12 protein-coding genes are annotated in these 13,294 nt (G+C 67.6%); 2 read left to right on the top strand and 10 right to left on the bottom strand.

Annotation, left to right across the window (positions count from 1 at the left end; genetic code table 11):
• Positions 1-10: 10 nt before the first annotated feature.
• The 5 genes from ASE31_RS22005 to recG form a co-directional block, all read right to left on the bottom strand.
• The gene (locus ASE31_RS22005; protein WP_057203947.1) at positions 11-385 is read right to left on the bottom strand and encodes a response regulator; all 375 of its coding nucleotides are present in this window, start codon (positions 383-385) and stop codon (positions 11-13) included.
• A gap of 183 nt (positions 386-568) precedes the next feature.
• On the bottom strand, positions 569-1,069 hold the full coding sequence (locus ASE31_RS22000) for a Dps family protein (RefSeq protein ID WP_057203946.1): 501 nt from the start codon (positions 1,067-1,069) through the stop codon (positions 569-571).
• 123 nt (positions 1,070-1,192) lie between these two features.
• The gene (locus tag ASE31_RS21995; RefSeq protein WP_057203945.1) at positions 1,193-2,929 is read right to left on the bottom strand and encodes a dipeptidase; all 1,737 of its coding nucleotides are present in this window, start codon (positions 2,927-2,929) and stop codon (positions 1,193-1,195) included.
• 164 nt (positions 2,930-3,093) lie between these two features.
• Positions 3,094-4,059 (bottom strand): LysR substrate-binding domain-containing protein, encoded by a 966-nt coding sequence (locus ASE31_RS21990; RefSeq protein ID WP_057203944.1) that lies wholly within the window; start codon positions 4,057-4,059, stop codon positions 3,094-3,096.
• Positions 4,060-4,261: 202 nt separating this feature from the next.
• Positions 4,262-6,382 carry an ATP-dependent DNA helicase RecG gene (gene recG / locus ASE31_RS21985; protein ID WP_057203943.1) on the bottom strand — a complete coding sequence of 707 codons (2,121 nt, stop codon included), beginning with the start codon at positions 6,380-6,382 and terminating at the stop codon, positions 4,262-4,264.
• Positions 6,383-6,491: 109 nt separating this feature from the next.
• Here recG and ASE31_RS21980 point away from each other — a divergent pair, with 109 nt between their 5' ends.
• Positions 6,492-7,784: an HD-GYP domain-containing protein gene (locus ASE31_RS21980; RefSeq protein WP_057203942.1), complete on the top strand. Its 1,293-nt coding sequence runs from the start codon at positions 6,492-6,494 to the stop codon at positions 7,782-7,784.
• A 74-nt stretch (positions 7,785-7,858) separates the two neighbouring features.
• Entirely contained in the window at positions 7,859-8,989 is a 1,131-nt protein-coding gene (gene queA / locus ASE31_RS21975; RefSeq protein ID WP_057203941.1) for a tRNA preQ1(34) S-adenosylmethionine ribosyltransferase-isomerase QueA, read from the top strand.
• Here the strand turns inward: queA and ASE31_RS21970 are convergent.
• The 5 genes from ASE31_RS21970 to ASE31_RS21950 form a co-directional block, all read right to left on the bottom strand.
• Positions 8,976-9,590 (bottom strand): hypothetical protein, encoded by a 615-nt coding sequence (locus tag ASE31_RS21970; protein ID WP_057203940.1) that lies wholly within the window; start codon positions 9,588-9,590, stop codon positions 8,976-8,978. The genes queA and ASE31_RS21970 overlap by 14 nt on opposite strands.
• Before the next feature lie 37 nt (positions 9,591-9,627).
• The gene (locus ASE31_RS21965; protein WP_057203939.1) at positions 9,628-9,876 is read right to left on the bottom strand and encodes a helix-turn-helix transcriptional regulator; all 249 of its coding nucleotides are present in this window, start codon (positions 9,874-9,876) and stop codon (positions 9,628-9,630) included.
• 53 nt (positions 9,877-9,929) lie between these two features.
• Positions 9,930-10,499: a DUF2975 domain-containing protein gene (locus ASE31_RS21960; protein ID WP_057203938.1), complete on the bottom strand. Its 570-nt coding sequence runs from the start codon at positions 10,497-10,499 to the stop codon at positions 9,930-9,932.
• Between the two features lie 115 nt (positions 10,500-10,614).
• Positions 10,615-12,237, bottom strand: a complete 1,623-nt coding sequence (locus tag ASE31_RS21955; RefSeq protein ID WP_057203937.1) for a gamma-glutamyltransferase family protein — start codon at positions 12,235-12,237, stop codon at positions 10,615-10,617.
• Positions 12,238-12,245: 8 nt separating this feature from the next.
• Positions 12,246-13,232, bottom strand: coding sequence for a tripartite tricarboxylate transporter substrate binding protein (locus ASE31_RS21950; protein ID WP_057203936.1), 987 nt, complete (start codon positions 13,230-13,232; stop codon positions 12,246-12,248).
• Between the last annotated feature and the right edge of the window lie 62 nt (positions 13,233-13,294).

Genomic DNA, 13,294 nt, shown 5'->3' with positions numbered 1-13,294 from the left:
GCGCAGGAAGTCAGTGTCCGGCGGGCGTCTTTTCGAGGGTGGACTGCACCTGCACCAGCAATGCTTCCAGATCTTCCAGCTCGAAGGGCTTCATCAACGTGCGCACATGCGGGCCCCAGCCCGATGGATGCGCGCCGAGGTCGTAGCCGGTGCAAAGCACCACCCAGCGCTGCGGGTCCACCGCAAGCACCTGCCGGGCCAGATCCGTGCCCGACAGCCCAGGCAAGCTCACATCGGTCACCAGCAGGTCAAAGCTGCCGGCCTTTTCGAGTTCGAGCGCCTCTTCGGCAGTAGTGCAGGTCGTGATCGCGCGCCCCTCGCCCTCCATCAGCATGCCGATGGTTTCGCGCAGTTCGGGGTTGTCCTCTACATAAAGGATTCGCATAGGGCGTCGTGTTCTCGAAGGCTGGCCGTGGTTGAAATAGGCAAATGCCAGCGGCGATCATTCCGCATAGCGCTGGCAGAGCTTGTAGGACGAGCACCCAAGGTGCAGCGCCGTATTGCGGAAAAGACCGTGCGGGAAGAAAAACGGGGCCCCGTGGCCCCGTTCGCGCGGCGGACGGGCGGTTTATTCTTCGAGCAGCGAGCGCAGCATCCACGCGGTCTGCTCGTGCACGGTGAGGCGCTGGGTCAGCAGATCGGCCGTGGGCTCGTCGCTGGCCTTGTCGGCCAGGGGGAACAGGCTGCGCGCCGTGCGGGCCACAGCCTCATGGCCTTCGACCAGCACGCGCACCATGTCCAGTGCCTTGGGCGGCTTGCTCGGCGCATCGGCGACGGTGGCCAGCTTTCCGAAGTCGGCATACGAGCCGGGAGCGATGTGGCCCAGCGAGCGGATGCGCTCGGCAATCGGGTCCACCGCGGTCCACAGCTCGGTGTACTGCGCCATGAACATGGTGTGCAGGGTGTTGAACATGGGCCCGGTCACGTTCCAGTGGAAGTTGTGCGTGGTCAGGTACAGCGTGTAGGTGTCGGCCAGCAGGCGCGACAGGCCCTGGGCGATGGCAGCGCGGTCTTTTTCGCTGATGCCGATGTTGATGGTGGGGGCAGTGGACTTGGCGGCTTTGGCCATGGGGGCTCCTTCGTTGGGATGGTGGTCGATCAATCGATGGAAATACGCCGCGCCGGTGGACCGGGAAGGCTCCCGGCCAGGGCGCGGCGGCTTGCGGTCACTTTAGCGCAAGCGCCTTTTCCCTCACTGCATCTGGCCCAAATTGCCGATGCGCACCAGCATCTCGGTGAACATCTGCATGTCGGCATCGAGGTCCACCACCTCCTTGAATTCCTTGGCGTTGTGGGCCGTGTACTTCTTGCCGGGCATGGCGGGGCCGAAGTTGATGGCGTTGGGCATGAGCTTGGCCGTGGTGCTGCCCGCAGTGGACACCGGCTGGGATGGGAGGCCCGTGGTGTCGCCGAAGGTGTTGAGCAGCGTGGACAGCCAGGCGCCCTTGGGGTCACGCGCCATCCAGTTGCCCTGCTGGTGGTCGATGATCACGGGAACGGACGCCTGCGCGGCCCAGTCGTTGACCTTGACCTTGGTGGCGTGCACCAGGGCGTCGGGCGTCCTGCCGCGCGGCATGCGCACGTTCACCAGCACGTCGACCATGCCATCCTTCTCGCGCACCAGGTTGGGCGACATGGTCAGCGGGCCCATGAAATCATCGCCATAGGCCAGACCGATGGTGCGGCCCAGGTAGTCCGTGCCATACAGGTCGGCAATGTAGCGCACGGCGTTGGCATAGCCGGTGGGCGCCACGGGCACGTCGGATTCGCGCAGGAACAGTGCCAGGCGCGGCAGCGGGTTCACGCCTTCTTCGGGGCGCGAGCCGTGGGCGGAGGTGCCCGTCACCTTGATCTGCACCGCGCTGGCGTCCTGCACCACATCGATGCCGAAGCTGCCGCCCTGGGGCGTGTACTTGGTGATGAACGCCGCCTTGGCCGCGTTCAGGCGGGCCGCCACGGCAGCCAGGTCACCGCCCTGCAGACGCGCGGTCGCGGTCTGCGGCACGGCGTTGGTGGAGGCGGCACCGGCCATGGCTGCGATGTAGGTGAAGCCGGCCGGCGCATCCTGCAGCGGGAACGAGGTGCGCAGTGCGCCCGAGCCTTTCTCTGCGACCACGGCCGGGTACTTGCTGTCGAGCACGATGTTGTACTCCGGCAGCTCGGTCTTGGTGCGGTAGTACTTCATGGCGTCGCCACCGGTCTCTTCGGTGGTCTCGATCATGAGGCGGATGGTGCGCGACAGCGGCAGGCCGCTGTCCTTGACGGCCTTCATCGCATACAGCACGGTGGCGATGGAGCCCTTGTCGTCGATGGAGCCGCGGCCATACAGGTTGCCGCCCACGCGCGTGAGCTTGAAGGGGTCCAGGCGCGTGCCGTCCTCCAGCACCCATTCGTCGGCCACCACGGGCACCACGTCGGCATGCGTGAGGATGCCGAATTCCTCCTTGCCCGTGCCCGACAGCTTCACTTCGAAGATGCGGTTGTCCACGTTGCGGTACTCCAGGCCGAAATCCTTGGCCATGCCTTCGACCAGCGCGCCGAAGGCGATGATGGCCTTGTCCTCGTGCGGAGGCACCTTGTCGTTGCGGAACGTGGGAAGGGCGACCATGCGCGCCGTGGCATCGATCACCGCAGCCTGGTTGCGCAGGCGGTTGTACAGGCCCAGCAGGCGGCTGATGTTGACCAGGTCGTCGCCAGCCAGCGGCACCTTGGCCTTGTAGGCAGCCACGCTGGCCTGCAGCATGGGGTTCTCACGCGCGGCCTGTGCCAGGAACTCTTCAAAGCTGCCCTGGGCGGCGGCGGGCAATGCAGCCACCAGGCGGTCCATCTGGACCTTCTTGATCGTCGTGGCCTGCGGCGCGTTGGTCGTCACGCTGGAGCAGGCGGCGAGGCCCACGGCGAGGCCTGTGGCCATCAAAATCTTCTTCATCTCTGTAGCTTCCTTGGGAATTGGGGAGCGCGGGACCGGTGCGGGCTGCATGTGGCGCAGCTTTGCAGCACCGGGCCCCGTGTATGGCACGCCGGCGGGCACCGCGCGGCGAAAGTGTATCGCTGCCGGCCCCCCTTGCGCCAGGGCGGTCGGCGGCGGCCCTGTCAAGACAGGCGCGTGACGCCCGGCAGCTCGCAGGCGTAGATCGCGTTGCGCAGCGCCGCAATGGCTTCGTAGCGCGTGAAGCTGCGCCGCCAGGCAAGCACCACGCGGCGCATGGGTGGCGGGCTGCCATCGTCCTCGCGGATGGGGATGTAGCGGATGTAGTTCTCGTCGCTCTTGCGCCGGCGCGACACCGTGAGCAGCGCATCGCGCGGCACCGACAGGCGCGGCACCAGGGTCACGCCCATGCCGGCCGCCACCATGTGCTTGATGGTTTCCAGCGACGAGCCCTCGAAGGACCTGCGGATGCCCTCGGCGTTGCTGGCAAAGCGCGCGAACTCGGGGCACACCTCCAGCACATGGTCGCGAAAGCAGTGGCCCGCGCCCAGCAGCAGCATGGTTTCGCTCTTGAGTTCGGCGGCAGAGATGGATTTCTGCGTGCCCAGCGGGTGGGTGCTGGGCAGCGCCGCCATGAAGGGCTCGTCGTACAGCGGCGCCATGGCCAGGCCGGTGTCGGGAAAGGGCTCGGCCAGGATGGCGCAATCGATCTCGCCGGTGCGCAGCATCTCCAGCAGCTTGACGGTGAAGTTTTCCTGCAGCATCAGCGGCATCTGCGGGGTGCGTGCGATCGAGTGGCGCACCAGGTCGGGCAGCAGGTAGGGGCCGATGGTGTAGATCACGCCCAGGGTCAGCGGCCCGGCCAGGGGGTCCTTGCCGCGCTTGGCGATCTCCTTGATGGCGGCCGCCTGCTCCAGCACGCTTTGCGCCTGGCGCACGATCTCGTCGCCCAGCGGGGTGACGGTCACTTCGCCGGCGCTGCGCTCGAAAAGCTTCACGTCAAGTTCCTCTTCGAGCTTCTTGATGGCCACCGACAGGGTGGGCTGCGACACATAGCAGGCATCGGCGGCGTGGCCGAAGTGCTTTTCGCGCGCCACCGCGACGATGTATTTGAGTTCGGTGAGGGTCATGGAGATTCCAGACGGGTAGACCCTGCATTGTGCAGCGCCGCGCGCCCGACAACCCAGGGCGTGGTGCCGCAGCGGTGCAGAAAGAAGGTCGACAGCAGCACAAGAATCCTCGCACAGGCTGCAACGGCAGGGATGGCCAGTAGGTGGGACACGGTGACGGCCGGCCACGGCTTGGCAACTGGGGCTTGCGTCATGGCGGGGGTCAGGCTTTCAGGTAGTCGGATTTTCCACCCAGCCAGCGCATCACGTGGCGCTCGGCCAGCTCGGCGTGGCGGTCCAGCATCATCGGCGCGAGTTCGCGCGCCCATTCGAGCAGGTGGGTGTCGGTGGCCAGGTCGGCAAAGCGCAGCAGCGCGTCGCCCGACTGCCGGGCCCCGAGGAATTCGCCCGGCCCGCGGATCTCCAGGTCGCGCCGGGCAATCTCAAAGCCATCATTCGTGTCCGACATGGCCCTCAACCGCTCCTTGGCGGTCTCTCCCACCCGGCCGCTGTCGTTGGTGGAATACAGCAGCACGCAGGCCGATGCCGCCGCACCGCGCCCCACGCGCCCGCGCAGCTGGTGCAGCTGCGACAGGCCGAAGCGCTCGGCATGCTCGATCACCATCAGCGAGGCATTGGGCACATCCACCCCGACCTCGATCACCGTGGTGCTCACCAGCACGCCCATCTGTCCGCTGCTGAAGAGCGCCATCACGGCCTTCTTTTCAGCCGTCGGCATGCGCGAGTGCAGCAGGCCGACCATGACGCCGGGCAGGGCCTCGCTTAGGTCGGCATGGGTGGCGGTGGCATTGCTCAGGTCCAACGCCTCGCTTTCCTCGATCAGCGGGCACACCCAATACACCTGTCGTCCGTCATTTACCTGGGCGCCAATGCGAGCGATCACTTCGTCCTTGCGGCTGTCGGCAATGAGCTTGGTGACGATGGGTGTGCGCCCAGGCGGCAGTTCGTCGATCACCGAGACATCGAGGTCGGCGTAGTAGCTCATGGCCAGGGTGCGCGGAATGGGCGTGGCGCTCATCATCAGCATGTGCGGCTCCATGCCCTGGTCCGCCAATTTCTGACGCAAGGAAAGGCGCTGCGCGACGCCGAAGCGGTGCTGCTCGTCGATGATGGCCAGCGCCAGGTTCTTGAAACGCACCTGGTCCTGGATGACGGCATGCGTGCCCACCACCAGCGCGGCCTCGCCGCTCTCGACCAGGGCCAGCATGGCCGTGCGTTCCTTCTTCTTCTGCCCGCCCACCAGCCAGGCCACGCGGCGGCCATGCGCCGCCAGCAGCGGCTCGAGCCAGCCGATCATCTTGGCGAAGTGCTGCTCGGCCAGGATCTCGGTGGGCGCCATCAGCGCGCACTGCCAGCCCGCGTCCATGGCGATGGCGGCGGCCAGCGCCGCCACCACGGTCTTGCCCGAGCCCACGTCGCCCTGCAGCAGGCGGTGCATGGGCACGCGGTGCGCCAGGTCTTTGGCAATCTCCACCCCAACCCGCCGCTGGGCGGCGGTCAGGGAAAAGGGCAGCACGGCCATCAGTTGCTCGTGCAGCGGCAGCACGCCGTCCACCACCTTGCGGGGGCGCAGCACCGGTGCGCGCAATTGGTCGCGCTCGCGGCGCGACTGCTGCTGCGACAGCTGCTGTGCCAGCAGCTCCTCGGCCTTCAGCCGCTGCCAGGCCGGGTGGCTGTGGTCCTCCAGCGTAGACAGCGACACATCCGGCGTAGGGTGGTGCAAAAAAGTGAGCGCCTCGCGCAGATTGAACGCGCGGTAGCTGCCGTTGTCATGCCGGAAGACGGCGTACGGCGGCTCGGTGCCGGCGGGCAGGGTTTCGGACAGGTCCACCCGGCTGAGCGCCCCCACCACCGCCCGGCGCAGGTAGGCCTGCGGCAGGCCAGCCGTGGTCGGGTAGACGGGGGTCAGCGCGGCCGGCAGCTCGCCGCCGGCCTGGCGAAAGGCCGGGTGCAGCATCTGCCGGCCCCAGAAGCCGCCCTTGACCTCGCCCCGGATGCGCAGGCGCGCGCCCACGGCCAGGGTCTTCTGGTGCGAGGGGTAGAAACTGAAGAAGCGCAGCTCGCAGGTGCCTGAAGCGTCTTCCACCTGCACAAGCAGTTGTCGGCGCGGGCGCAACTGCACCTCGCAGGCCGTCACGGTGGCTTCGATCTGCACCATCTGGCCATCGCGGGCGCTGGACAGCGGCGTGATGCGGGTTTCATCCTCGTAGCGCAGCGGCAGGTGCAGGGCCAGATCGATGTCGCGCTTCAGACCCAGCTTATGCAGTGCCTTTTGCGCCACGCTGGCGGTGGAGGGCTTGCTGGGAGCAGCAGCCGCGGGCATTTTGTTCAAAGGTTATCCGGCAAGGCGAAGGTTTCAGCGGCCAAAAAGGCTACCATGGTTACTGTTTATTACCTGATTTCGGCAGACCCCGGCGACCCGGACAGATTCCATGCTCAAGCGCATCAGTATTCAGCATCTCACGTTGGGCATGTACCTGCACGACTTCTGCGGCTCCTGGATGGACCACCCCTTCTGGCGTGCCAAGTTCGTTCTCAAGGACCCCAAGGATCTGGCGCGCATCAAGGATACGGCCATCGAAGAGGTGTGGATCGACATTTCCAAGGGCCTGGACGTGGCTGCGGGCGTGCGCTCCACCTCGCGTGAAGAGGCGGACATCCAGGTCGAGACGGACTTCAGCATGCTGGAGAACCTGCCCCCCCTGGTGGTCGACCCCCCGCCCCCTCCAGCCCCTCCCGCGCGCCGCCAGACACGTGGCAAGGCCCCCGCCAGCATGCACGGCGAGTTGCAGGCGGCCGCCTCGATCTGTGGCGAGGCCAAGCAGGCCATGGTCTCCATGTTCCGGGAAGCACGCCTTGGCAAGGCCGTGAATTCCGAGAATGCCCGCGGACTGGTGGAGGAGATTTCCGACTCCGTCACACGCAACCCGGGGGCCCTGATCAGCCTGGCCCGGCTCAAGACGGCGGACGACTACACCTACATGCACTCGGTGGCGGTGTGCGCGCTCATGGTGGCGCTGGCCAAGCAGATCAACCTCAATGAGGAGCACACCCGCAGCGCCGGCATGGCGGGGCTGCTGCACGACCTGGGCAAGGCGGCGATCCCGCTGGCGGTGCTCAACAAGCCGGGCAAGCTCACCGACAGCGAGTTCGCCATCGTCCAAACCCATCCGCAAGAGGGCTACGACATGCTCAAGGAGGGTGGCAGCGTGGAAGATGCGGTGCTCGATGCCTGCCGCCACCACCACGAGAAGATGGACGGCTCGGGCTACCCCGGCAAGCTCAAGGGCGACGAGATCAGCTTGATTGCCCGCATGACCGCCATCTGCGACGTCTACGACGCCATCACCTCCGACCGCCCCTACAAGTCCGGCTGGGACCCCGCAGAGTCGCTGCGCCGCATGGCCGAGTGGACCAAAGGCCATTTCGACCCCCGGCTGTTCCAGGCCTTCGTCAAGAGCATCGGCATCTACCCCGTGGGTTCGCTGGTGCGGCTGACGTCCGGGCGCATCGGCGTGGTGATGGAGCAGGGCCAGCAATCGCTGACCTCGCCCAAGGTGAAGGTGTTCTTCTCCACCAAGTCGGACATGCGCATCCCGCCCGAGGTGGTGGACCTGGCTGCACCCGGCTGCACGGAAAAGATCGTGGCGCGCGAAGATCCGGAGAAATGGAAATTCCCGGACCTCAACGAGCTGTGGTCGGGCTTTTCCGGGCAGGCCTGGTAGACAGTCCGGGCGTGGGAAAATAACGCCCTGTTCGTTTTCCCCCTTGGTACGGGCCCGTCCGGCCCTCAAGCTCCATGACTGTTTCTGCCACGCCGGCCCCGCGCCACTTCACGCTCAGCGATTTCGACTTCTCGCTGCCCCCCGAACTCATTGCCCAACACCCCGCTGCAGAGCGCAGCGCATCGCGCCTGCTCGACGGCCGCGCGAGCGCACCGGTGGACCGCATCTTCCGCGAGCTGTCTGACCTGCTGCAAAGCGGCGACCTGCTTGTCTTCAACGACACGCGCGTGGTCAAGGCGCGCATCTTTGGCGAAAAGGCCAGCGGCGGCAAGCTGGAGCTGCTGATCGAGCGTGTTTTGCTCGGCAACGAGGTCGTGGCCCACATGAAGGTGAGCAAGAAGCCCCTGCCCGGCGCCGTGGTGCACATGGCGGGTGGTCTGCGCGGCGGCGGTTTCAATGCCACCCTGCTGTCGCGCTGGCCGGCCGAGGACGATGGCCCGCTGTTCCGCTTTGCGCTCCAAGGGCCGGCCGGCGAGACTCCGCACGAGCTGATGGAGCGCCATGGCCACCTGCCATTGCCTCCCTACATCGAACGCCAGCAGAATGCCGACCACGATCCCGACGCCACAGAAGATGCCCAGCGCTACCAGACCGTGTTCGCGCGTGCGCCCGGCGCGGTGGCCGCGCCTACCGCGGCCCTGCATTTCGACGAGCGCGTGCTTGCCGCGCTGGCCGAACGCGGCGTGGAGCGTGCGAGCGTCACGCTGCACGTGGGCGCCGGGACCTTCCAGCCCGTGAAGACCGAGAACCTCGCCGAACACCAGATGCACAGCGAGTGGTACGAGGTGCCCCTGGCCACGCTGGCAGCGCTCGAGCGTTGCCGCCAGCGCGGCGGCCGTGTGGTGGCGGTGGGCACGACGACGGTCCGCACGCTCGAATCCTGGGCGCGCAGTTGCCAGGCCTCGGGCGATACGAACATCTTCATCACCCCGGGCTTTGCGTTCCAGGTGGTGGACCTGCTGCTCACCAACTTCCACCTGCCCAAGAGCACGCTGATGATGCTGGTGAGCGCCTTTGCGGGCTATGACCGGATCCGGGAGCTGTACCGCCATGCCATTGCACAGCAGTACCGCTTCTTCAGCTATGGCGATTCAATGTTGCTGGAGCGCCAGCGCCCCCAGGAAGCCACGCTCAGCAGTTCGTGACGGTGGCAATGCGGGGCGCGGCCCCCAACTCCGGCAGGCGATTGGCCGAGGGCAGGCGCACGCAGTAGACGCCGGCCTCGCTTTCCACGCGCGTGACACGGCCAGCATACGCGTTCTGCCACTCCTTTTCGGTGAGGGTGCCCAGTGCCCGTGGAGCAGCGCTTGCCGTATTCGCAGCGAGCGCCGCAGCGGCGGGTGAACCATGGCGGCGCTGCCATTCCCGCTCCTGCCGCGCGGCACGGGCCACGCCCTCGGGGCTCCATTGGATGGCGGGCACATCGCGGCCATCGGAGGCGGCGGGCAACGGTGCAGGAATCGCCACCAGGCCCGGGCCTGTGCCCTGCGGCAAAGCCAGAACAGCAGGTGAGTGCCCACTGCGGCCCTCGCGCACCGGCCCAGGCCGAGGTCCGGCCGACCGGGAGGGCTGCGCCGCCACCGGCTCTGGCGCGGGCGTTCCGGACACCGGTGCCGCAGCCTGCGGCGCCGTGATCCACAGAACTTCCATCGCCTGCCTGGCGGGCGGCTCAGGCACCCGCACGGCCGATGCCGGCAGCACCAGCCGCCACAGCAGCACCCCGTGCAGCAGCAGCGAAACCGCCACGGCAGCCCCAAGGCGCTGTCGGCCCGGGCGGTGGCCGTCAGGTGGCCACATCGTCCACGGCGCCGTCGTCCACACCATTCTCGGGCGCCATCCAGGCCAGCAGGTCACCCGGCTGGCACTGCAGGTAGTCGCAGATGGCAGCCAGGGTCTCGAAGCGCACGCCCTTGACCTTGCCGCTCTTGAGCAGCGAGAGGTTGGCTTCGGTGATGCCCACGTGCGCCGCCAGGTCGCGCGACTTCACCTTGCGGCGCACCAGCATTTCATCGAGCCTGACGACGATGGGCATGGCCACCTTTCCGGCGCGCGCCCTGGTCGTTGAACAGGCAGGCCCCCAGGCGGTCAGACAAACGCACTGGACTCCTCCTGCAGGCGCTGGCCCTCGGCCATCACGTGGGCCAGCAGCAGCATCATCAGGCCGACGATCAGCACGCTCATTTCGAACGAGCCCACTGACAGCGCCATCTGCCCGCCGCGCTGGCCCGAGGCCAGCCAGGACAACAGCGCCGTCACCGCCGCGCCATGCACCAGCGAGGCCACGAACATCGCGATGAAGCCCCAGCCCACGCCACGAAAGCCGCGCACTGCCGCAGGGCCGAACACCTCGCCACGCAGGAAGGCCGTGCAGATGCGGTGCAGGCACCACACGGTGAACAGCATGGCGGCGGTCGGCAGGCATTCGATGGCCAAACCCACCAGGCGCCAGCTCGCCTCGATCTGCAAAGGGGCGGCAATGTTTGCCTGCAGCGCCTGCGAGGGAAGCAGCATCTGCGCCAGGCCGCCCGATTCGCCATGGCCCAGCAGCAGCCAGCGGGCCACGGAAAAGCACACGCCCGCCAGCGCGCACAGCAGGGTCAGCGCGTGCAGCCCGCGGGACAAGCGCCGGAAGGCCGGGCTTTGGATGGATGCCATGGTGGTTGCCTTATATTTTCTGTAAAACAATAATAATATTCTGCCATACAGAAATAAAAAGGCAATCACCTGGTGCGCAACCGACCCCCAGGACCGACAGCCGCTCTGTGATGCGTCAGAAAGCGACCGCGTGCCCGTCCTTGCGCGGGTCGGAGCCAGCGATGTAGCTGCCACCGTCACGCAGCACCAGCTGGGCGCCGCCGAAGGCGAAGACGCCATTGCCCTCCTCCACCGTGACCTCGTGGCCGCGTGCGCGCAGTGCGGCGACCACGGCGGGGTCGAAGGCCGGCTCCACCGCCACGCCCTTGCCACCCGTCACGCGCCAACGCGGGGCGTCGGCCGCAGCCTGCGGGTTCTGGCCGTAGCGCAGCACGCGCAGGGCCATCTGCAGGTGGCCCTGGGACTGCATGGGGCCGCCCATCACGCCAAAGGCCATCTGCGGCGTGCCGTCGGCATGCATGGCAAAGGCCGGGATGATGGTGTGCGAGGGGCGCTTGCGCGGGCCCACCTCGTTGGCATGGCCGGACTCCAGCGTGAAGCCGTGGCCCCGGTTCTGCAGGCTGATGCCGGTGCCCGGCACGACCACGCCCGAGCCGAAGCCCATGTAGTTGGACTGGATGAAAGAGACCATCATGCCCGAGGCATCGGCCGCGGCCAGGTACACCGTGCCGCCGGGGCGCGGCGTGCCGTGACCGGGGTCGCCGGCCTGCGCGGCATCGATCAGTTGCGCGCGCTGCGCCAGATAGTCGGCGTCGAGCAGGTCGCGAGGCGTCACGGCCTGCATGGCGTCGATGTCGGCGTTGTACTCGTGCAGGTCGGCCAGCGCGAGCTTCATGGCCTCGATGCTGGCGTGCACCGTGTCCACGTGGTCCAGCGGCTGGCCGCCGATACCGTGGGATTCGAGCATGCCCAGCGCCATCAGTGTGGCGATGCCCTGGCCGTTGGGCGGAATTTCATGGACTACCGAATCGCCGAAGCGCTGGCTCACGGTGCCCACCCAGTCAGCCTGGTGCGATGCGAGGTCATCCTCGGTGATGGCGCCGCCATGGGCGCGGGAATGCTCCACCATCTGGCGCGCCAGCGTGCCAAGGTAGAAGGCCTCGCCCTCGGTCTGGGCAATCAGCTCCAGCGTGCGCGCATGGGCTTCGCTGCGGAAGATCTCGCCCGCGCGCGGTGCGCGGCCACCGGGCATGAAGCACTCGGCAAAGCCGGGCTGGGAGCCAAGCTTGGCAGCGCCCAGCGCCCACAACCGGGCGATGGTGGGAGAGACGGGAAAGCCATTGCGCGCGTAATCGATGGCGGGTTCGGCCAGCTTCGCGAACGGCAGCTTGCCCAGGCGTTTGGACAGGGCCACCCAGGCGGACACAGCGCCCGGCACGGTGACGGCGTTCCAGCCCGTCTCGGGCAAGCCTCCACGCTCGGCAAAGTATGCGGGGGTCCATGCAGCGGGCGAACGGCCCGAGGCGTTGAGCCCATGCAGTTCCTTGCCGTCCCAGACGATGGCGAAGCCGTCGCTGCCCAGGCCGCAGCCCGTGGGCTCGACCACGGTGAGGGCCATGGCGGCAGCGATCGCGGCGTCCACGGCGTTGCCGCCGGCCAGCAGCATGCGCAGGCCGGCCTGCGCGGCCAGGGGCTGCGAGGTGGAGACCACATTGCGCCCCATCACCGCGCTGCGGTGGGAGGCATAGGGCAGGGCCCAGTCCAGGGCGGGGGTGTCGGCAGGGGTGCGTGCGTTCATCGTCTCGGTCACTCCACGGAAATCTTGTGCTGGCGGATCACGGTGGCCCAGCGGGCGCTGTCGGCCTGCACCATGGCGGCGAACTTGGCGGGGGTGCTGGGGGCAGCGGGCTCCACGCCGAGCTTGGCCAGGCCTTCGGCCACCTCGGTCGACTGCATGGCCTTGGCAAAGGCCTTGTGAATGCGGTCGACCAGTGCCGGCGGTGCGCCAGCCGGCAGGTACACGCCGAACCAGGTCACCGAAGAATAGCCGGGCAGGCCGGACTCGGCCATGGTGGGCAACTCGGGCGCCAGCGAACTGCGCTTTTCGCTGGTCACGGCCAGGGCACGCAGGCGGCCGCCCTTGACATGCGGCATGCCCGTGGGCAGCGAGTCGAACAGCACGTGCGTCTGCCCGGTCACGAGGTCGGGAATGGCCAGGGCCGTGCCCTTGTAGGGCACATGCATCATCTCGATGCCGGCCTGGGCGCTGAAGGCCGCGGCGTTCAGGTGCACGATGGTGCCATTGCCGCTGGTGGCGTAATTGAGCTTGCCGGGGTGGGCCTTGCCGTAGGCAATCAACTCGCCTACCGTTTTCACGGGCAGCGAGTTGGTCACCAGCAGCACACTGGGTGCGTCGGCAAGGTGGGCCACGGGCGTGAAGTCCTTGCGCGGGTCATAGGCCAGGCGCGGCATCAGGTGGGGCGAGATGGCATGCGTGCTGCTGGTGGTGAGCAGCAGGGTGTAACCGTCGGGTTGCGCCTTGGCGGCTTCGGCCGCGCCGATGGTGCCGCCGGCACCGGGGCGGTTGTCCACCACCATCTGCTGGCCCAGGTCCTGCGCCACGCGCTGCGCGACCACGCGGGCCACGAGGTCGGTGGCACCACTGGCCGGGAAGGGCACGATCACCCGCACCGGGCGGTCGGGCCAGTTGGACTGCTGCGCATGCGCGCCCGCACACACCGCCACAAGGCAGGCCAGGCCGAGCACGCTACGGCCCCAGGACAAAAGACGCATACGAAGCACTCCAGAAATGGACAGAACAGGAAAGGCCGGGCACGCCCTCCCCAGACTCCCCT

It is taken from the genome of Acidovorax sp. Root217, from assembly GCF_001428645.1.
Lineage (GTDB): Bacteria > Pseudomonadota > Gammaproteobacteria > Burkholderiales > Burkholderiaceae_C > Acidovorax.
The sequence above is the reverse complement of the archived record's forward strand: the minus strand, read 5'-3'. Positions and strand labels throughout refer to the sequence as shown.